17 protein-coding genes are annotated in these 20,896 nt (G+C 61.2%); 15 read left to right on the top strand and 2 right to left on the bottom strand.

The genetic code is table 11. The features are described 5' to 3' along the window. The first annotated feature begins 42 nt into the window (after positions 1 to 42). From FXO12_RS25350 to FXO12_RS25335, 4 genes are all read left to right on the top strand, one after another. Entirely contained in the window at positions 43 to 720 is a 678-nt protein-coding gene (locus FXO12_RS25350; protein WP_003193803.1) for a response regulator transcription factor, read from the top strand. Positions 721 to 969: 249 nt separating this feature from the next. After that, positions 970 to 1,428 carry an LTXXQ domain protein gene (locus FXO12_RS25345; protein WP_034128544.1) on the top strand — a complete coding sequence of 153 codons (459 nt, stop codon included), beginning with the start codon at positions 970 to 972 and terminating at the stop codon, positions 1,426 to 1,428. A gap of 64 nt (positions 1,429 to 1,492) precedes the next feature. Then, positions 1,493 to 2,839, top strand: coding sequence for a HAMP domain-containing sensor histidine kinase (locus tag FXO12_RS25340; RefSeq protein WP_054898400.1), 1,347 nt, complete (start codon positions 1,493 to 1,495; stop codon positions 2,837 to 2,839). Between the two features lie 37 nt (positions 2,840 to 2,876). After that, positions 2,877 to 4,226 carry a CoA transferase gene (locus tag FXO12_RS25335; RefSeq protein ID WP_057975118.1) on the top strand — a complete coding sequence of 450 codons (1,350 nt, stop codon included), beginning with the start codon at positions 2,877 to 2,879 and terminating at the stop codon, positions 4,224 to 4,226. A 104-nt stretch (positions 4,227 to 4,330) separates the two neighbouring features. On the opposite strand, the gene FXO12_RS25330 is transcribed toward FXO12_RS25335, so the two are convergent. Next, positions 4,331 to 5,182: a DNA-3-methyladenine glycosylase gene (locus tag FXO12_RS25330; protein ID WP_057975117.1), complete on the bottom strand. Its 852-nt coding sequence runs from the start codon at positions 5,180 to 5,182 to the stop codon at positions 4,331 to 4,333. Then, entirely contained in the window at positions 5,179 to 6,606 is a 1,428-nt protein-coding gene (gene arcD / locus FXO12_RS25325; RefSeq protein WP_057975116.1) for an arginine-ornithine antiporter, read from the bottom strand. The genes FXO12_RS25330 and arcD (FXO12_RS25325) overlap by 4 nt, the downstream gene beginning before the upstream one ends. A gap of 397 nt (positions 6,607 to 7,003) precedes the next feature. Here arcD (FXO12_RS25325) and arcD (FXO12_RS25320) point away from each other — a divergent pair, with 397 nt between their 5' ends. The 11 genes from arcD (FXO12_RS25320) (at position 7,004) to FXO12_RS25270 (ending at position 20,804) form a co-directional block, all read left to right on the top strand. Further along, the gene (gene arcD, locus FXO12_RS25320; RefSeq protein WP_014719693.1) at positions 7,004 to 8,431 is read left to right on the top strand and encodes an arginine-ornithine antiporter; all 1,428 of its coding nucleotides are present in this window, start codon (positions 7,004 to 7,006) and stop codon (positions 8,429 to 8,431) included. A 24-nt stretch (positions 8,432 to 8,455) separates the two neighbouring features. Further along, positions 8,456 to 9,712, top strand: a complete 1,257-nt coding sequence (arcA, locus tag FXO12_RS25315) for an arginine deiminase (protein ID WP_054918486.1) — start codon at positions 8,456 to 8,458, stop codon at positions 9,710 to 9,712. Positions 9,713 to 9,724: 12 nt separating this feature from the next. Further along, positions 9,725 to 10,735, top strand: a complete 1,011-nt coding sequence (locus tag FXO12_RS25310; protein WP_014719695.1) for an ornithine carbamoyltransferase — start codon at positions 9,725 to 9,727, stop codon at positions 10,733 to 10,735. 136 nt (positions 10,736 to 10,871) lie between these two features. Beyond that, complete coding sequence (arcC, locus tag FXO12_RS25305) at positions 10,872 to 11,801, top strand: carbamate kinase (RefSeq protein WP_057975115.1); 930 nt, start codon at positions 10,872 to 10,874, stop codon at positions 11,799 to 11,801. Positions 11,802 to 11,819: 18 nt separating this feature from the next. Then, positions 11,820 to 12,182, top strand: coding sequence for a DUF5064 family protein (locus FXO12_RS25300; RefSeq protein WP_057975114.1), 363 nt, complete (start codon positions 11,820 to 11,822; stop codon positions 12,180 to 12,182). A 173-nt stretch (positions 12,183 to 12,355) separates the two neighbouring features. Next, entirely contained in the window at positions 12,356 to 13,864 is a 1,509-nt protein-coding gene (locus FXO12_RS25295) for a sigma-54-dependent transcriptional regulator (protein WP_003193823.1), read from the top strand. Positions 13,865 to 14,266: 402 nt separating this feature from the next. After that, complete coding sequence (gcvH, locus tag FXO12_RS25290) at positions 14,267 to 14,650, top strand: glycine cleavage system protein GcvH (RefSeq protein WP_014719698.1); 384 nt, start codon at positions 14,267 to 14,269, stop codon at positions 14,648 to 14,650. A gap of 10 nt (positions 14,651 to 14,660) precedes the next feature. Continuing rightward, complete coding sequence (gene gcvP, locus FXO12_RS25285) at positions 14,661 to 17,498, top strand: aminomethyl-transferring glycine dehydrogenase (RefSeq protein WP_057975113.1); 2,838 nt, start codon at positions 14,661 to 14,663, stop codon at positions 17,496 to 17,498. 161 nt (positions 17,499 to 17,659) lie between these two features. Continuing rightward, positions 17,660 to 19,036, top strand: a complete 1,377-nt coding sequence (locus FXO12_RS25280) for an L-serine ammonia-lyase (RefSeq protein WP_057975112.1) — start codon at positions 17,660 to 17,662, stop codon at positions 19,034 to 19,036. Positions 19,037 to 19,075: 39 nt separating this feature from the next. Beyond that, complete coding sequence (gene gcvT, locus FXO12_RS25275; protein WP_054898393.1) at positions 19,076 to 20,200, top strand: glycine cleavage system aminomethyltransferase GcvT; 1,125 nt, start codon at positions 19,076 to 19,078, stop codon at positions 20,198 to 20,200. A gap of 391 nt (positions 20,201 to 20,591) precedes the next feature. Then, positions 20,592 to 20,804, top strand: coding sequence for a cold-shock protein (locus FXO12_RS25270; RefSeq protein WP_034128555.1), 213 nt, complete (start codon positions 20,592 to 20,594; stop codon positions 20,802 to 20,804). Positions 20,805 to 20,896: the final 92 nt, after the last annotated feature.

The following is a 20,896-nucleotide window of genomic DNA, read 5'->3' as shown; positions in this document are numbered from 1 at the left end:
GGTGGGGCCTTCGCCGCCGACAATGGCTAAATTGAGTGAGTCATGAGCGAGCTGTTACTGATAGATGATGACCAGGAGCTCTGTGAGCTGCTGACCAGTTGGTTGAGCCAGGAAGGTTTCCAGGTACGCGCCTGCCATGACGGCTTGAGTGCCCGAAAAGCCCTGGCCGACAGTGCGCCGGCGGCCGTCGTACTGGATGTTATGCTGCCCGACGGCAGCGGCCTGGAGCTGCTCAAGCAATTGCGCAACGACCACCCGGAGCTGCCGGTGCTGATGCTCTCGGCCCGGGGCGAACCCCTGGACCGCATCCTCGGCCTGGAACTGGGCGCCGACGACTACCTGGCCAAGCCTTGCGACCCACGCGAGCTGACGGCGCGCCTGCGCGCCGTGTTACGCCGTAGCCACCCGGCCGCGGTATCGACCCAGCTGGAACTGGGCGACCTGTGCTTCAGCCCGGTGCGCGGCGTGGTCAGCATCGATGAACAGGAGTTCGCCCTCACCGTCTCCGAAAGCCGCCTGCTCGAAGCATTGCTGCGTCAGCCCGGCGAGCCCCTGGATAAACAGGAACTGGCGCAGATCGCCCTGGGCCGCAAGCTGACCCTGTATGACCGCAGCCTGGATATGCACGTCAGCAACCTGCGTAAAAAGATCGGCCCACACCCCGATGGCCGGCCACGGATCGTGGCGCTGCGTAGTCGTGGTTACTACTACAGCCTCTAAACATCACGCTCAACCCGTGGGAGCTGGCTTGCCTGCGATAGTGGTGGGCCAGTTAGCATGAGGGTGACTGACACACCGCTATCGCGGGCAAACCAGCTCCCACCCGCGTTCTCATCAGCCTCGAGGGTTTTGTCAGTTCCTATCAAACCCGTCTTTACCGAAGCTTTACCCTCCCCTGACCGCCGCTGACCTTGCGCTGCGTAACCTACTCACATCCGGACTCACCGGAATAGAGACAGGAGAATCACCATGCGCAAGACCCTTATCGCTTTGATGTTCGCCACTGCCCTGCCCACCGTTGCCATGGCAATGCCGGAAGGCCCAGGCCCGATGGGTGGTCCTGAAAGCCACATGATGGGCGGCCCAGGCCACGGTGAACACGGTCCGCGTGGCAAAGGCGGCCCGTTCAGCCAGCTGGACTTGAGCAAGGAACAGCGCGAGCAGATCCGCAAGCTGATGGGTGACCAATGGCACGCCCGCAAAGACCTGGTCAAAAAGTACCTGGACAAACTGCCAGCCGCTGACCAGAAGGCGATGCAGGACGAAATCGCCGCAGGCAAGCAGAAAACCCAGACCGATATCCGTGCCGTGCTCAAGCCCGACCAGCAGAAGAAGTACGACGAAATCGTCAAGAAACAAGCCGAACGCCGCGCCGAATGGAAAGAGTTCCAGGCCTGGAAAGCCCAGCAAGCGCAAAAAGCGCAATAATGGCCTAGCTTCACCCCAGCCCAGTGGTTCGCGCCGCTGGGCTTTTCCTGTTTGAGGGTTTCCTGTGCGTTCATTGTTCTGGCGTATCCTGGCGAGTTTCTGGCTGGCCATCGCCCTGGTTGCCGGTTTGTCGATCCTGCTTGGGCACATGCTCAACCAGGATGCCTGGATTCTCAGCCGCCACCCTGGCCTCAACAACCTGGCCCAAGAGTGGACGCAGCTCTACGAAACCCAGGGCGAAGACGCCGCCCAGGAGTTGCTGCAGCAGCGCAAACGCCAGTACCACATCGACGTGCAAGTGCTTAACGAAAGCGGCGACCCGGTGGTGCGCGGCACCTTCCCGCGCCGCGCCGCCGCGTTCGAAGCCCGCCAGAACGACAGCCAGGACGGCCACCTGCCGTGGCGACGCCTGACCGCCGAGTACACCAGCGCCAAAACCGGCGACACCTACCTATTGATCTACCGTATTCCTCACCCGGAGCTGGACGCCTGGCACCGCAGCAGCCTGCTGTGGCCGCTCAGTGCATTGGCGATTACCCTGGTGGTGCTGACCCTGTTCAGCCTGCTGGTGACCTTGTCCATCACCCGCCCACTCAGCCGTTTGCGCGGCGCGGTGCATGATCTGGGGCAAACCACTTATCAACAGAACAGCCTGGCGCAACTGGCCAATCGGCGCGACGAGTTCGGCGTGCTGGCCAACGACTTCAACCGCATGGGCGCACGCCTGCAAAGCCTGATCGGCAGCCAGCGCCAGTTGCTGCGCGACGTGTCCCACGAACTGCGCTCGCCGTTGGCGCGCTTGCGTATCGCCCTGGCCCTGGCCGAACGCGCCAGCCCCGAAGAACGGGAAAAACTCTGGCCGCGCCTGACCCGCGAATGCGATCGACTGGAGGCCTTGATCAGCGAGATCCTGGTATTGGCGCGGGTCGACGCCGACAACGCCAGCGCCGAAGACATCGACCTCACCCCGTTGCTTAAAACGCTGCAAAAGGACGCCCAACTCAGTGCCCCCGAGCAAGTGGTGCAACTGACGACTGCCAATGACTTGCAGCTTAAAGGCTGGCCGACCATGATCGAACGCGCCGTGGACAACCTGCTGCGCAATGCCCAGCGCTTCAACCCGGTGGGCGAACCGATTGAATTGCAGGCCCAGCATCAAGGCGGGCGCATTCTGATCAGCGTACGCGACCACGGCCCCGGCGTTGAAGCCGAGCACCTGAGCCAATTGGGCGAGCCGTTCTACCGGGCGCCAGGCCAGACCGCCCAAGGCCATGGCCTGGGCCTGGCCATCGCCCGTCGCGCCGCCGAGCGCCATGGCGGTAACCTGATCCTGGCCAACCATCCCGATGGCGGCTTTATCGCCAGCATCGAACTGCCCTTGATCCCTGGGGTTGCCACACCGGTGGGATGATCTTCTATAGTGGCCCTTCTCTTACGGAGGGCCTTTGATGACAGACCTGCTGACTCCCATCCAAGCCGCACTCGCTTTACCGCACGCCCCACTGCCCCAGACCCAGGCCGGCGCCTTGCCCTCGACCTTCGCCGTGACAGACCTGGCGGCCGCCAGCATCGGCGCCGCGGGCCAGGCCGTCGCCCAGTTGATTGAGCAACAAACCGGGCGCCTGCCCAGCGTCAGCGTGGATCGGCGCCTGGCCTCGTTGTGGTTCTCCTCGTCGATTCGCCCCGTGGGGTGGCAAGTGCCGCCTTTGTGGGACCCGGTAGCGGGTGATTACGCCAGCGTGGATGGCTGGATCCGTCTGCACACCAACGCGCCCCATCACCGCGCAGCGGCCGAGCGGGTATTGGGGCCTGCCGCTGATCGCGCAGCCATGGCGAGTAGAGTCGCGACCTGGAAAGCCGCCGAACTGGAACAGGCGGTTGTCGATGCGGGCGGTTGTGCGGCGCAGATGCGTAGCTGGCAAGCCTGGCAGCAGCATCCCCAAGGCTTGGCGGTAAACGCCGAAGCGTTGATCCAGCGTCAGGTCTTCGAACGCGGCACCGACAAACCCTGGCTCGGTTCCGCAGCGCGCCCACTGGCCGGCATCAAGGTGCTGGATTTAACCCGGGTGCTGGCCGGCCCGGTGGCCAGTCGTTTCCTCGCCGGCTTGGGTGCCAGCGTACTGCGCATCGACTCGCCCACCTGGAACGAACCTGGCGTCGTCCCGGAAATGACCCTGGGTAAACGCTGCGCCCGCCTGGATCTAACGAGCCACGACGACCGGCAAGTGTTCGAAGCGTTGCTCAAGGACGCCGACATCCTGTTCCACGGTTACCGCGCCGATGCCCTGGAGCAACTCGGTTATACCCTTGGCGAACGTCAGCACATCGCCCCCGGACTGATCGACGTCAGCCTCAACGCCTACGGCTGGAGCGGCCCATGGCGTAATCGGCGTGGCTTTGACAGCCTGGTGCAGATGAGCAGCGGGATTGCCGAGGCGGGCATGGCCTGGAAACAGACGGATAAACCGCTGCCGCTGCCGGTGCAGGCGCTGGATCACGCCACCGGCTATTTGATGGCCGCCAGTGCGATCCGGGCGTTGGCCGAGCGCCTGGACTCCGGACGCGGCGGTTCGGCGCGCTTGTCGTTGGCGCGTACGGCGAAGTTGCTGGTGGAGGCCGGGCAAGTGTCACAGCAAGCGGCATTGCGCGAAGAAGATATCAATGACCAAGGCCTGGTGGTGGAGCAGACAGCCTGGGGCCAGGCTCATCGGCTGCTAGCCCCGCTGAGCATCAGTGGCACGCCGTTGCAGTGGGATTTTCCGGCGGTGGAACTGGGTTCGCACCGGCCTCAGTGGTGACTAATACCCTGTAGGAGCGAGCTTGCTCGCGAAGGTCGCCAACGATAACGCGGGAAACCTGATACACAGCGGCGTTCTCAGGTTTTTCGCGAGCAAGCTCGCTCCTACAGGGTTGTCCACAAATGCTGCGCCGCATACGCCCTCAACGGCCGCCACGCGTCGGCCCGCGCCAATAACTGCCGCGCCGACACCGGCCCACCTTCCAAAGCCGCCAAAGCATTGATCAGCCCGATATCCCCCGACGCAAACGCATCCGCCTCGCGCAACTGGCGCATGGCGATGTACTGCGCGGTCCACTCTCCAATCCCCCGCAATGCCACCAACCGTGCAACCCCGTCCTGGAGGCTGGCCTTGGGTTCGAAAAGCTGTGGGTCATCCAACAGCGCCTGGGCCACACCAGACAACGTACGGCCCCGCGCCTTGGGCATGCCCAGGGTAGTCAGGTCCGCCGCAGCCAACACTTCAGGTGTCGGAAACAGGTGGGTAATACCGGCGTGCGGGGTTTGCAGGGTCTGGCCATACTGCGCCACCAGCTTGCCCGCCAGGCGAATCGCCGCCACCACGGTGATCTGCTGGCCCAGCACTGCACGAATCGCCAGTTCCAACCCGTCCCAGGTGCCTGGCAACCGCAGGCCAGGGCGGGCCGCAACCAGTTGCGCCATCAGGGGGGCTTGCGACAATTGCGCGTTGATCACCTCAGGCACCGCATCCAGATCAAACATCCTGCGCAAGCGCCGCTCGATCTCAGGCATCGCTGCAGGCTCGGGAAAGTCGACCGTCACCTCCAGCCAATCCCCCACGCCCGGTTCGAGGCTGACCCAGCCATGTCGGCCCGCCACACTGATACTGCGCCGATACACCCCGGCGTCCACGGTTTCCAACCCGGTAATCGCCCGCGCCGATAGGAACCCCAGCATCGCCGCCCAGTCGTAGGGCGGTTGATACGCCAGTCTCACAGTGACAATACCCCGCTATACAGCCCATACGCGGCTAACCCGGCGCCCGCGATCACGCCGCTGAAAATGCCTTTTTCCACGGTGGTAAACAAGGGTTGGCCCTGCTCGCGCTTGGCCAGGGCAAACAGGATCACACCCGGTGCGTACAGCAACGCCGACAGCAGCAAGTACTTCAAGCCCCCCGCATACAGCAGCCAGATCGCATAACCGAGGGCAACCAGCCCCACCAGCAGATCTTTCATGCGCCGACGCTGCCAGCCTGCATAGGTTTCGCCGCGCGCGCTCAACAGCACCGCATAGGCCGCCGACCACAAATAAGGCACCAGGATCATTGAGGAAGCCAGGTAGATCAGGGTGGTGTAGGTGCTGGCGGAAAACAGCGTGATCACCAGGAATGCCTGGATCATCACGTTGGTCAGCCATAAGGCATTGACCGGCACCTGATTGGCGTTTTCCTTCTTCAGGAACGCCGGCATGGTCTTGTCCTGGGCGGTGGCATAGAGGATTTCCGCGCACAGCAGCGCCCAGGAGAGCAACGCGCCGAGCAGCGAAACCGCCAGGCCGATACTGATCAATACCGCGCCCCAAGGCCCGACGATATGCTCCAACACACCGGCCAGAGACGGGTTCTGCAATTGCGCCAGCTCCGGCTGGCTCATGATGCCCAGGGACAACACATTCACCAGCACCAGCAAGGCCAGCACGCCCACGAAACCAATCACAGTGGCGCGCCCCACGTCCGAGCGTTTCCGCGCCCGCGCCGAATACACACTGGCGCCTTCGATCCCGATAAACACAAACACCGTGACCAGCATCATGTGGCGCACCTGCTCGACCACGCTGCCCATCTGCGGGTTACCCATTCCCCAGATATCGCGGGTGAAAATATCCGCCTTGAATGCAACGGCGGCGATCACGATAAACATCAGCAGCGGCACGATCTTCGCCACCGTCGTCACCTGGTTGATGAACGCTGCCTCTTTGATCCCGCGCATCACCAGAAAATGCACGGCCCACAGCAACAGCGACGCGCAGCCGATGGCGAGCGGTGTATTACCCTGGCCGAATGCCGGAAAAAAGTAGCCAAGGGTGCTGAACAGCAAGACGAAATAACCGACGTTACCCATCCACGCGCTGATCCAGTAACCCCAGGCGGATGAAAAGCCCATGTAATCGCCAAAACCCGCCTTGGCGTAGGCATACACCCCGGAGTCCAGTTCGGGCTTACGGTTCGCCAACGTCTGGAACACAAAGGCCAGGGTCAGCATGCCGATGGCGGTGATCGCCCAGCCGATCAAGATGGCCCCCACTTCGGCACGGGCAGCCATGTTCTGCGGCAATGAAAAGATGCCGCCGCCAATCATCGAGCCCACCACCAGGGCAATCAGGGCACTGAGCCGAAGTTTCTGGGCGGGTTGGGTCATGCAGCTTCCTCGAAATAAACGGTTGGGCGACAACTGCGCACATAAGTAATTCAGATTAATGACGTTGTCATAACATAAGGATATGTAAAGGTAGGAAGTTTAGGCTTATTTAGAATTTAAATACGTCAATTATGAAGCGATAGTCAAACAACGTACAAAAAATTTGCACATTCGCAAATACGAACTAGCGTCAACACCCATGTCCTCGACCAAATGATTAACCACAAAGCAAAGAGCGCTCTATCAAGCGCCTTTGCGGGACTTGTTCGCCCGCAAAAACCTCACCCTAAGTCGTTAATTCACAATGGAATGTGCCAATGAAGTGATCTGAGTCAGCTGTTTGATTAGCGCACGGAATTATTCTGTGGTCTCTCTTCTCCTGCATTGGAGTCATGCAATGTCTGAAACTCCCGGAAAACTTCGACTAGGCGCCCTGGTCGCACTTGTCGTCGGCTCGATGATTGGCGGCGGTATCTTTTCATTGCCACAAAACATGGCCGCCAGCGCCGATGTCGGTGCGGTGTTGATCGGCTGGGTGATTACCGCCATCGGCATGTTGACCCTCGCCTTCGTGTTCCAGACCCTCGCCAACCGCAAGCCTGACCTCGACGGCGGGGTCTACGCCTACGCCAAGGCCGGTTTCGGCGACTACATGGGCTTTTCATCCGCCTGGGGCTACTGGATCAGCGCTTGGCTGGGCAACGTCGGGTACTTCGTCTTGCTGTTCAGCACCTTGGGCTATTTCTTCCCGGTCTTTGGCGAGGGCAATACCCCGACGGCGGTGATCGCTGCGTCAGTGCTGTTGTGGGCCGTGCATTTCCTGGTGCTGCGCGGAATCAAGGAAGCGGCGTTCATTAACCTGGTAACCACCGTCGCCAAGGTGGTGCCGCTGCTGCTGTTCGTGCTCATCGCGCTGTTCGCGTTCAAGCTGGACATCTTCACCGCTGACATCTGGGGCGTGAAAAACCCGGACCTGGGCAGTGTGATGAACCAGGTGCGCAACATGATGCTGGTCACCGTGTGGGTGTTTATCGGCATCGAAGGCGCGAGCATCTTCTCGTCCCGTGCCGAGAAACGCAGTGACGTGGGCAAGGCCACCGTGATCGGCTTTATCACTGTGCTGCTGTTCCTGATGCTGGTGAACGTGCTGTCCCTGGGGATCATGACCCAGCCGGAACTGGCCAAGCTGCAAAACCCGTCGATGGCCGCCGTGCTGGAGCATGTGGTGGGCCACTGGGGCGCGGTGCTGATTAGCGTGGGCTTGATCATCTCCCTGCTCGGCGCGCTGCTGTCCTGGGTGCTGCTGTGTGCGGAGATCATGTTCGCCGCCGCCAAGGACCACACCATGCCGGAGTTCCTGCGCAAGGAAAACGCCAACCATGTGCCCGTCAACGCACTGTGGCTGACCAACGCAATGGTGCAGATATTCCTGGTGATCACGCTGTTTTCCGCCAGCACCTACCTGTCACTGATCTACCTCGCCACCTCGATGATCCTGGTGCCTTACCTGTGGTCGGCGGCCTACGCCCTGCTGCTGGCGGTGCGCGGCGAGACCTACGAGAACGCCCTCAAAGAGCGCAGGAAAGACCTGTTCATCGGCGCCATCGCCCTGATCTATGCGATCTGGCTGCTGTATGCCGGCGGCACCAAATACCTGCTGCTCTCCGCCCTGCTCTACGCCCCCGGCGCGATCCTGTTCGCCAAGGCCAAGCGTGAACTGGGCAAACCGATTTTCACCCCCGTCGAGAAGCTGATTTTCGCCGCAGTGGTCATTGGCGCCCTGGTGGCGGCCTATGGGCTCTACGACGGCTTCCTGACCCTGTAATTGTTGTTCACTGGAGGATCTGTAATGACCACGGAAAAAGTGAAGTACGGCGTACATTCCGAAGCCGGCAAACTGCGCAAAGTCATGGTGTGCTCCCCAGGTTTGGCCCACCAGCGGCTGACCCCCAACAACTGCGACGAGCTGCTGTTCGATGACGTGCTGTGGGTGGCCCAGGCCAAGCGCGACCACTTCGACTTCGTGACCAAGATGCGCGAGCGGGACATTGATGTGCTGGAAATGCACAACCTGCTCACCGACATCGTCGCCAACCCCGAAGCGCTGGACTGGATTCTGGAACGCAAGATCACCGCCAACACCGTAGGCCTGGGCCTGGTCGATGAAGTCGGCTCGTGGCTGCGCAGCCTGGAGCCGCGCAAAATCAGCGAATACCTGATTGGCGGCGTGTCGGCCGACGACCTGCCGAGCAGCTTCGGTGGCAAGACCATCGAGATGTTCCGCGATTTTCTCGGCCACGCCAGTTTCATCTTGCCGCCACTGCCCAACACCCAGTTCACCCGCGACACCACCTGCTGGATCTACGGCGGCGTGACGCTCAACCCGATGTACTGGCCGGCGCGCCGCCAGGAAACCCTGCTGACCAGCGCCATCTACAAATTCCACCCTGAGTTCACCAACGCGGACTTCCAGATCTGGTACGGCGACCCCGACCTGGAACATGGCGCCGCGACGCTGGAAGGCGGCGACGTGATGCCGATTGGCAATGGCGTGGTGTTGATCGGCATGGGTGAGCGCTCCTCCCACCAGGCCATCGGCCAACTGGCGCGCAACCTGTTCCAGAACAAAGCCGTGGAACGCGTCATTGTGGCCGGCCTGCCCAAATCCCGCGCCGCGATGCACCTGGACACCGTGTTCAGCTTCTGCGACCGCGACCTGGTCACCGTCTTCCCCGAAGTGGTCAACCAGATCGTGCCGTTCACCCTGCGCCCTGACGAGAGCAAGCCCCACGGCATCGACATCCAGCGCGAGAAAACCAACTTCCTCGAAACCGTGGCCGCAGCGCTCAACCTCAAGGCGCTACGTGTCGTCGAGACCGGCGGCAACAGCTTCGCCGCCGAACGCGAGCAATGGGATGACGGCAACAACGTGGTGGCCGTGGAACCGGGCGTGGTGATTGGCTACGACCGCAACACCTACACCAACACCCTGCTGCGCAAGGCCGGTGTGGAAGTGATCACCATCAGCGCCGGTGAACTCGGCCGTGGCCGTGGCGGCGGCCACTGCATGACCTGCCCGATCATCCGCGACCCTATCGACTATTAAGGAGATTCCATCATGGCTTTCAATATGCGCAACCGCAGCCTGCTGTCGCTGATGCACCACACTACCCGCGAGCTGCATTACCTGCTGGACCTGTCCCGCGACCTCAAACGCGCCAAATACACCGGCACCGAGCGCCCGCACTTGCAGGGCAAGAACATCGCGCTGATCTTCGAAAAAACCTCGACCCGCACTCGCTGTGCCTTCGAAGTCGCGGCCCATGACCAAGGCGCCCACGTCACCTATATCGACCCGGTGTCGTCGCAGATCGGCCACAAAGAAAGCATGAAAGACACCGCCCGCGTGTTGGGCCGGATGTTCGATGCCATCGAGTACCGTGGTTTTGAGCAGGAAATCGTCGAAGAGCTGGCCAAGTTCGCCGGTGTGCCGGTGTTCAACGGCCTCACCGCTGAATTCCACCCGACCCAAATGATCGCCGACACCCTGACCATGCGCGAGCACAGCGACAAGCCGCTGCATGACATCAGCTACGCCTACCTGGGCGACGCGCGCTACAACATGGGTAACTCGCTGCTGATGATCGGCGCCAAGCTCGGCATGGACGTGCGCATCGGCGCGCCGAAAGCGCTGTGGCCCCATGAAGACTTCATCAAACAGTGCCAGGCCTTCGCCGAGGAAAGCGGCGCGCGCATTACCATCACCGAAGACCCGAAAGAAGCCGTCAAGGGCGTGGACTTCATCCACACCGATATCTGGGTGTCCATGGGTGAGCCGGTGGAAGCGTGGGACGAACGCATCGAGCAACTGCTGCCGTACCAGGTCAACGCCAAGATGATGAAAGCCTCGGGCAACCCTCGGGTGAAATTCATGCACTGCCTGCCGGCGTTCCACAACAGCGAAACCAAGGTCGGCAAGGACATCGCGGCGCGCTATCCGCACCTGGCCAATGGCGTGGAAGTGACCGAAGAGGTGTTCGAGTCGCCGGCCAATATTGCCTTCGAGCAGGCGGAAAACCGCATGCATACCATCAAGGCGATTCTGGTGTCGGCGTTGGCGGATATCTAACCCCACTCTGATCGTTCCCACGCTCCGCGTGGGAATGCAGCCAGTGGCGCTCTGCGCCACAAGAGCGGACGCAGAGCGTCCGGTGGGGCATTCCCACGCAGAGCGTGGGAACGATCATTCTAGAAGGACATTCTGTATGCGCATCGTCGTAGCCTTGGGCGGCAACGCCCTCCTGCGTCGTGGTGAACCCATGACCGCAGACAACCAACGCGCCAATATCCGCATCGCCACCGAACAGATCGCCAAGATCCACCCCGGCAACGAGTTGGTGATCGCCCACGGCAATGGCCCGCAAGTCGGCCTGCTGTCATTGCAGGCGGCGGCCTACACCAGCGTCTCGCCTTACCCACTGGACGTGCTGGGCGCCGAGACCGAGGGCATGATCGGCTACATCATCGAACAGGAACTGGGCAACCTGCTGGACTTCGAAGTGCCGTTCGCCACCCTGCTCACCCAGGTCGAAGTCGACGCCAAGGACCCGGCCTTCCAGAACCCCACCAAGCCTATCGGCCCTGTGTACGCCAAAGCCGAAGCCGAGAAGCTCGCCACCGAAAAAGGTTGGGCCATCGCGCCCGACGGCGACAAATACCGCCGTGTAGTCGCCAGCCCGCGTCCCAAACGCATCTTTGAAATTCGCCCGATCAAGTGGCTGCTGGAGAAAAAAGCCATCGTGATCTGCGCCGGTGGTGGCGGCATCCCCACCATGTATGGCGAAGACGGCAAGCTGCGCGGCATTGAAGCGGTGATCGACAAAGACTTGTGTTCCTCCTTGCTGGCCACGCAACTGGAGGCCGATTTGCTGGTGATCGCCACCGACGTCAACGCCGCCTTTATCGACTTCGGCAAGCCCACCCAGAAGGCCATCGGCCAGGCCCACCCCGACGATATGGAAAAACTCGGCTTCGCCGCCGGCTCCATGGGCCCCAAGGTACAAGCCGCCTGCGAGTTCGCCCGTCAGACTGGCAAAACCGCGGTGATCGGTTCACTCTCGGACATCGAAGCCATCGTCCAGGGCAGCGCCGGCACGCGCATCAGCACGGCAAAACCTGGCATCACCTACCTGTGAAGTTGAGGAGAAACGCCTATGGCTATCTTTGAACCCGGCCACTTGCATATCGAGCGACACGCGCTGAACAAGGACGATGTCAGCTACGACCTGTGCCTGGACTACGAAGTCGTCACGGATGACCGCGAAGGCAAAGGCATGCAGTTCACCCTGCATGGCAGCATCCAGGGCAAGGACATGAAGGAAACCTTTTTCCTGCCCAAGGACCAGGCCTATAACTTCGCCAGCAATGTGACCAAGATTGTCGAAAAATACGGCATTCCCAAGACCCATAGCAGCGTCGGTTCACAGCACAAGCATTACGACCTGATGTTTGAGGATGTGCGCCAGCAGTTGGATATGAAATCCGGCGACCCGGTCAAACCCGAACACCTGGAATAACCTGCCCCCCAATCGAATGTGGGAGCTGGCTTGCCTGCGATAGCGACGTGTCAGACGATATTTTCGGTAACTGACCCACCGCCATCGCAGGCAAGCCAGCTCCCACATTTTGATCTCCACCGGCTCCAAGGCATACTGGCCACCCTCAGCACTCCAGAATCAAGATCCGCCCCATGCGTATCCACGTCAGCTTCATCGACCGCGTCGGCATCACCCAGGAAGTCCTGGCCTTGCTCGGTGGGCGCAATCTCAATCTGGATGCGGTGGAGATGGTGCCGCCCAATGTCTATATCGATGCGCCGACCCTCAGCGCCGAAGTGCTCGAAGAACTGCGCGACGCGTTGTTCAGCGTGCACGGCGTGCAAGCGGTAAAGGTCGTCGACATCCTTCCGGGCCAGCGTCGCCACTTGCAACTCGATGCCCTGCTGGCGGCCATGACCGACCCGGTGCTGGCCCTGGACAGTGCAGGCAAGATCCTGCTGGCCAATCCGGCGCTGATCGCCTTGTACGGGCGTGAACCGGCCGGCGAAAGCATCGCCGAGCTGTTCGATGATCCGGCATTGCTGGAAACCTTGCTGGACCAGGGCTTTCGATTGCCGTTGCGCGAGATCAGCGTGAACGGCCAGACCTTGCTGCTGGGCGCCACGCCGATCACCGACGCCGGCGCCCTGCTCACGCTCTACCAGCCCAACCGCATCGGCGAACAACTGTCGGCGCTGCACCATGACCATGCCGAAGGGTTTGATGCGCTGCTGGGCGAGTCCCCGGCGATCCGCACGCTCAAGGCTCGGGCGCAACGGGTGGCGGCGCTGGATGCACCGCTGCTGATCCAGGGCGAAACCGGCACCGGCAAAGAGCTGGTGGCCCGCGCCTGCCACGCCATCAGTGCGCGCCACAGTGCGCCGTTTCTGGCATTGAACTGCGCGGCACTGCCGGAAAATCTCGCCGAAAGTGAATTGTTCGGCTATGCCCCTGGCGCCTTTACCGGCGCGCAACGCGGTGGCAAACCGGGGCTGATGGAGCTGGCCAACCAGGGCACGGTGTTCCTCGATGAGATCGGTGAGATGTCGCCGTACCTGCAAGCCAAGCTGCTGCGTTTTCTCAATGACGGCAGCTTTCGCCGCGTGGGTGGCGACCGCGAAGTGAAGGTCAATGTGCGCATCCTCAGCGCCACCCACCGCGACCTGGAAAAGATGGTCAGCGAAGGCACCTTTCGCGAAGACCTGTTTTACCGCCTCAACGTGCTCAACGTCGCCGTGCCGCCCTTGCGTGAACGCGGCCAGGACATCCTGCTGCTGGCGCGCTACTTCATGCAGCAAGCCTGCGCGCAGATCCAGCGCCCGGTCTGCCGCCTGGCGCCGGGTACCTATCCAGCCCTGCTGGGCAACCACTGGCCGGGCAACGTGCGGCAGTTGCAAAACGTGATCTTCCGCGCTGCCGCCATCTGCGAAAGCAGCCTGGTGGACATCGGTGACCTGGACATCGCCGGCACCTCCGTGGCGCGCCAGAGCGATGGTGAAGTCGACAGCCTGGAACAGGCCGTGGAAGATTTCGAGCGCAGCCTGCTGGAAAGCCTCTACAGCCGCTACCCCTCGACCCGCCAACTGGCCAGCCGGCTACAAACCTCCCACACGGCTATCGCCCATCGCCTGCGCAAATACGGCATTCCCAACAAACCCTGACGGAATAAACGCGGTTCAACTGTGGGAGCTGGCTTGCCTGCGATAGCGTCGGGTCATCCAACTCCTTAGTAACGGGTAGACCGCTATCGCAGGCAAGCCCCCACAGAAACCGCATTACAGATTTGGTCTGAGAACGACATTCCGTGTACTGAAAGCGCTACAGCGTAACGATATCGCTACATCCCTGTTTTTTGCGTGCCATGCAAGGCTTTGATCCACATAGGCTTTTTTTCACGCACTCGACTGTAGCGAAAACGCTACAGCTCACTGCTCGGACTTTATAGCGAAATTTATTAACCCATTGATTTATAACGGCTTAATAACGTTGGCCGCGATATTGCTAAGCAACTCCCCATTATTCCAATCCCGTCCACCAGACGATTCTGGCCCTGAGGAGTTTCCATGAGCGAGTTGCGTTTCACTGAAGATCACGAATGGCTGCGCGCCGAAGCCGATGGCAGCGTCACCGTGGGTATCACCGCTTTTGCGCAGAATGCGCTGGGTGATGTGGTTTTCGTGCAACTGCCAGAGTTGCAGGCTTATACCAAGGGCGCCGAAGCCTCCACCGTGGAGTCGGTCAAGGCCGCCAGTGGTGTGTACATGCCGTTGGACGGTGAAGTCCTCGAAGTCAACGACAAGCTCGATGGCAGCCCGGAACTGGTCAACGAAGACCCGATGGGCGAAGGCTGGTTCTTCCGCTTTAAACCCGCCGATGCCGATGCAGTGGCTAAGCTGTTGGATCAGGATGCGTACGACCGCCTGATCAAAGCCAACGCTGAAGCTTGAGGAGCGCGCCATGACCGTTAATCTGACCACCGCCAACGAATTCATCGCCCGCCACATCGGCCCGCGCCAGGAAGATGAGCAGCAAATGCTCGCCAGCCTGGGGTTTGATTCCCTCGAAGCCCTGAGCGCCAGCGTCATCCCGGAAAGCATCAAGGGCACCAGCGTGCTCGGCCTGGAAGACGGCCTGAGCGAAGCCGAGGCCCTGGCCAAGATCAAGGCCATCGCCAGCCAGAACCAACTGTTCAAGACCTACATCGGCCAGGGCTACTACAACTGCCATACGCCGTCGCCGATCCTACGCAACCTGCTGGAAAACCCAGCCTGGTACACCGCCTACACGCCGTATCAACCCGAGATTTCCCAAGGCCGCCTGGAAGCCCTGCTGAATTTCCAGACCCTGATCAGCGACCTCACCGGCCTGCCGATTGCCAACGCCTCCCTGCTCGACGAAGCCACGGCCGCCGCCGAAGCCATGACCTTCTGCAAGCGCCTGAGCAAGAACAAAAGCAGCAACGCGTTCTTCGCTTCGGTGCACAGCCACCCACAAACCCTCGACGTCCTGCGCACTCGCGCCGAACCACTGGGCATCGATGTAGTAGTGGGCGATGAGCGCGAACTGACCGACGTCAGCCCGTTCTTCGGCGCCCTGCTGCAATACCCGGCCAGCAACGGCGATGTGTTCGACTATCGCGAACTGACCGAACGTTTCCACGCCGCCAACGCACTGGTCGCCGTGGCCGCCGACCTGCTGGCCCTGACCCTGCTGACGCCGCCGGGTGAATTCGGCGCCGACGTCGCCATTGGCAGCGCACAACGCTTTGGCGTGCCACTGGGCTTCGGTGGCCCGCACGCGGCGTACTTCTCCACCAAGGATGCGTTCAAGCGCGACATGCCAGGCCGTCTGGTCGGTGTTTCCGTCGACCGCTTCGGCAAGCCGGCCCTGCGCTTGGCCATGCAAACCCGCGAGCAACATATCCGCCGCGAGAAAGCCACCAGCAACATCTGCACCGCGCAAGTGCTGCTGGCCAATATCGCCAGCATGTACGCCGTGTACCACGGCCCCAAGGGCCTGACGCAGATCGCCCAGCGCATTCACCAACTGACCGCGATCCTGGCCAAGGGTTTGACTGCCCTGGGCCAGAAAGTCGAGCAGGCACACTTCTTCGACACCCTGACAATCCACACCGGCGCCCACACCGCAGCCCTGCACGACAAGGCCCGCGCCCAGCGCATCAACTTGCGTGTGGTAGATGGCGAGCGCGTAGGCCTGTCGGTCGACGAAACCACCACCCAGGCCGATATCCAAGCCTTGTGGGCCATCTTCGCCGACGGCAAAACCCTGCCAGCCTTTGCTGCAACCGAAAGCACGCTGCCGAGCGCATTGCTGCGCCAGTCGCCGATCCTCAGCCACCCGGTGTTCAACCGTTATCACTCGGAAACCGAGCTGATGCGCTACCTGCGCAAGCTGGCCGACAAGGACCTGGCCCTGGACCGCACCATGATCCCGCTGGGCTCGTGCACCATGAAGCTCAACGCCGCCAGCGAAATGATCCCGGTGACCTGGGCCGAATTCGGTGCCCTGCACCCGTTCGCCCCCGCCGCGCAAAGCGCCGGCTACCAGCAACTGACCAGCGAACTGGAAGCCATGCTCTGCGCGGCCACCGGTTACGACGCGATCTCCCTGCAACCCAACGCCGGTTCCCAGGGTGAGTACGCCGGCCTCTTGGCTATCCGTGCCTATCACCAGAGCCGTGGCGAAGAACGTCGCGACATCTGCCTGATCCCGTCGTCAGCCCACGGTACCAACCCTGCGACCGCCAACATGGCCGGCATGCGCGTGGTGGTCACCGCTTGCGATGCACGCGGCAACGTCGACATCGAAGACCTGCGCGCCAAGGCCATCGAGCACCGCGAGCACCTCGCAGCACTGATGATCACCTACCCGTCCACCCACGGCGTGTTCGAGGAAGGTATCCGCGAAATCTGCGGGATCATTCATGACAACGGCGGCCAGGTGTACATCGACGGCGCCAACATGAACGCCATGGTCGGCCTGTGCGCACCGGGCAAGTTCGGCGGCGATGTGTCCCACCTGAACCTGCACAAAACCTTCTGCATTCCCCACGGCGGTGGCGGCCCGGGCGTTGGCCCGATTGGCGTCAAGTCGCACCTCACGCCATTCCTGCCCGGCCACGCAGCCATGGAACGCAAGAAAGGCGCGGTGTGCGCTGCGCCGTTCGGCAGCGCGAGCATTCTGCCGATCACCTGGATGTACATCAGCATGATGGGCGGCGCCGGCCTCAAGCGTGCGTCGCAGTTGGCGATCCTGAATGCCAACTACATTTCCCGTCGCCTGGAAGAGCACTACCCGGTGCTGTACACCGGCAGCAATGGCCTGGTGGCCCACGAATGCATCCTGGACCTGCGCCCGTTGAAAGACAGCAGCGGCATCAGCGTGGACGACGTGGCCAAGCGCCTGATCGATTTTGGTTTCCATGCGCCGACCATGTCGTTCCCGGTGGCCGGCACCTTGATGATCGAGCCCACCGAAAGTGAATCCAAGGAAGAGCTGGACCGCTTCTGCGACGCCATGATCGCCATCCGCGAAGAGATCCGCGCGGTAGAAAACGGCACCCTCGACAAAGACGACAACCCCCTCAAGAACGCGCCGCACACGGCTGCGGAACTGGTAGGCGAATGGAGCCACCCATACAGCCGTGAACAAGCGGTGTACCCGGTGGCTTCATTGATCGAAGGCAAGTACTGGCCGCCGGTTGGCCGGGTCGACAACGTGTTTGGCGATCGTAACCTGGTGTGTGCGTGCCCTTCTATCGAGAGCTACGCCTGATCTGACGGGAGATACGCGGCCAGTGTGGGAGCTGGCTTGCCTGCGATAGCGGTGTATCAGCCGACAGTGATGTTGCCTGACCCACCGTTATCGCGGGCAAGCCCGGCTCCCACATTGACCGAGTCGGCTTTCAGAAAATAATAAGAAACCGGAGAACAACCATGTCCCTTAGCGTGTTCGACCTGTTCAAGATTGGCATCGGCCCCTCCAGTTCCCACACCGTCGGCCCGATGCGTGCCGCCGCTCGATTCGTCGAGGGGCTCAAGCGTGACAACCTGCTGGAGGCCACCACCAGCATCAAGGTGGAACTCTACGGATCACTGGGCGCCACCGGCAAAGGCCACGGCAGCGACAAGGCTGTGTTGCTGGGCCTGGAAGGCGAACACCCGGACACCGTGAATACCGAAACCGTGGCAGCACGCCTGGCGCAGATGCGCAGTGACGGGCGCCTCAACCTGCTCGGCGAACACAGCATTGCGTTCAACGAGAAAGAACACCTGGCGATGATCCGCAAGCCCCTTGCCTATCATCCCAACGGCATGATCTTTCGTGCCTTTGACGCCGCCGGCATCCAGACCCGCAGCCGCGAGTACTACTCGGTCGGTGGCGGTTTCGTGGTGGATGAAGACGCGGCGGGCGCCGACCGTATCGTCGAAGACGCTACCCCCCTGACCTTCCCGTTCAAACACGCCAAGGACTTGCTCGGCCACTGCACCACCTATGGCCTGTCTATCAGCCAGGTGATGCTGACCAATGAAAGTGCCTGGCGCCCGGAAGCCGAAACCCGCAGCGGTTTGTTGAAGATCTGGCAGGTCATGCAGGATTGCGTCGATGCCGGCTGTCGCAACGAAGGCATCTTGCCCGGAGGCTTGAAGGTCAAGCGCCGGGCAGCGGCCTTGCACAGGCAGTTGTGCAAGAACCCGGAGTCGGCGCTGCGCGACCCGCTGTCGGTGCTCGATTGGGTCAACCTGTATGCGCTGGCGGTCAACGAAGAAAACGCCAATGGCGGGCGCGTGGTCACCGCGCCCACCAACGGCGCGGCCGGGATCATTCCCGCCGTGCTGCATTACTACATGCGTTTTATCCCCGGCGCGAACGAAGACGGCGTAGTGCGCTTTTTGCTCACCGCGGCCGCCATCGGCATTTTGTACAAGGAAAACGCTTCGATCTCAGGCGCCGAAGTCGGTTGCCAGGGCGAAGTCGGCGTGGCCTGTTCCATGGCCGCAGGCGCACTCTGCGAAGTGCTGGGCGGCAGCGTGTCCCAAGTGGAAAACGCCGCCGAGATCGGCATGGAACACAACCTCGGCCTGACCTGCGACCCAATTGGCGGGCTGGTGCAGGTGCCGTGCATCGAGCGCAATGCCATGGGCTCGGTGAAGGCGATCAATGCGGTGCGCATGGCCCTGCGTGGCGACGGGCAGCACTTTGTGTCCCTCGACAAGGTCATCCGCACCATGCGCCAGACGGGCGCCGACATGAAAAGCAAATACAAGGAAACCGCCCGTGGCGGTTTGGCGGTCAACATTATCGAGTGCTGACGCCCACAAGCGCGTCGGCACGTTTTTCAGGAGTTGAATATGTCCACCGAAACCCTGTTGAAAACCCCATTGCATGCCCTGCACCTGGAACTGGGCGCACGCATGGTGCCCTTCGCCGGCTACGACATGCCGGTGCAGTATCCATTGGGCGTGATGAAGGAACACCTGCATACCCGTGAACAGGCCGGGTTGTTCGACGTCTCCCACATGGGCCAGATTCGTCTCACTGGCGCGAATGCCGCCAAGGCTCTGGAGACCCTGGTGCCCGTCGATATCATCGACCTGCCAGTAGGCATGCAGCGCTATGCGATGTTCACCAATGAGCAAGGCGGCATCCTCGACGACCTGATGGTCGCCAACCTGGGCAACGACGAATTGTTCCTGGTGGTCAACGCCGCCTGCAAGGACCAGGACCTGGCGCACCTGCGTACACATATCGGCGACCAATGCACCATCGAACCGCTGTTCGAAGAACGCGCCCTGCTGGCCCTGCAAGGCCCTGCGGCAGTGAAAGTATTGGCGCGCCTGGCCCCTGAAGTCACTCAGATGACCTTCATGCAATTCGCCACCCTGCGTTTGCTGGGCGTGGACTGCTACGTCAGCCGCTCCGGCTACACCGGTGAAGACGGTTTTGAAATCTCCGTGCCGGCCGCCAATGCCGAGAGCCTGGCCCGCAGCCTGCTGGCCGAAACCGAAGTGCAGGCGATCGGCCTGGGCGCTCGCGATTCGCTACGCCTGGAAGCCGGCTTGTGTTTGTACGGCCACGACATGAACACCGACACCACGCCAATCGAAGCCAGCCTGCTGTGGGCGATTTCCAAGGCTCGGCGTGCCGATGGCGCACGGGCCGGCGGCTTCCCTGGCGCCGACCGCATCTTCACTCAGCAGCAAACCGGTGTGGCGCGCAAACGCGTAGGCCTGCTGCCGCAGGAGCGTACCCCGGTGCGTGAAGGCGCTGAAATTGTCGATGCACAAGGTACGGTTATCGGCAGCGTCTGCAGCGGGGGCTTTGGTCCAACCTTGGGCGGCCCTCTGGCAATGGGTTACCTGGACAGCGCATTTGTCGCACTGGATACCGAAGTTTGCGCAATGGTACGTGGGAAAAAGGTGCCACTGCGTGTAAGTAAAATGCCATTTGTTCCGCAACGTTACTACCGTGGCTGATTGACTGTTTCTATAAGTAACGCGGTTGCGTTAATGTGCACTAAACTGTAACGCAACCGCCATAAAACAGTGCATTCACGATAGGCTTTTTATAGCTGACGCCCTATAACAAGTGAATAACTCTATCGAATAAGCCAGTATCAGAACATTCAACAAAGTGTCATGAGCCCCAGTAAAATCAGGGCCTGCACAAGGGCTTGTTTTTTTCATATTAGTTGGCGTAGAGTTTGCCCACTGTGTTTGCATGGGTCGCTTGGAACCTGGACCTGGGCAGTAGCTCAAGTAGTTGCTACAACCCGTTCGACGTCTCTTACTTTCCTGCAACCCAGCCCAGTACTCTTTCGTTTGAAAGGGGCTGTCATTAATTTTTAGCGTCAAAGGAAAGAAGAAAATGGCTGAGCGTCAGAGCGGTACCGTCAAGTGGTTCAACGACGAAAAAGGCTTTGGTTTTATCACTCCTGAAAGCGGCCCGGATCTGTTCGTGCATTTCCGCGCTATTCAGGGCAATGGCTTCAAGAGCCTGAAGGAAGGCCAGAAAGTGACTTTCGTCGCTGTGCAGGGCCAGAAAGGCATGCAGGCTGACGAAGTCCACGCAGAAGCCTGATCCTTACCTGCGACAAAAAGCCCCTGATATGACATCAGGGGCTTTTTTATGGGCGCCATTGCGTAAACTGCGTGCTTTCTCCAGAGAGCCCT

The sequence above is a fragment of the Pseudomonas sp. J380 genome, from assembly GCF_009827115.1.
In the GTDB taxonomy this organism is placed as follows: Bacteria; Pseudomonadota; Gammaproteobacteria; order Pseudomonadales; family Pseudomonadaceae; genus Aquipseudomonas; species Aquipseudomonas paracarnis.
This window is presented reverse-complemented; position numbering and strand designations above follow the sequence as displayed.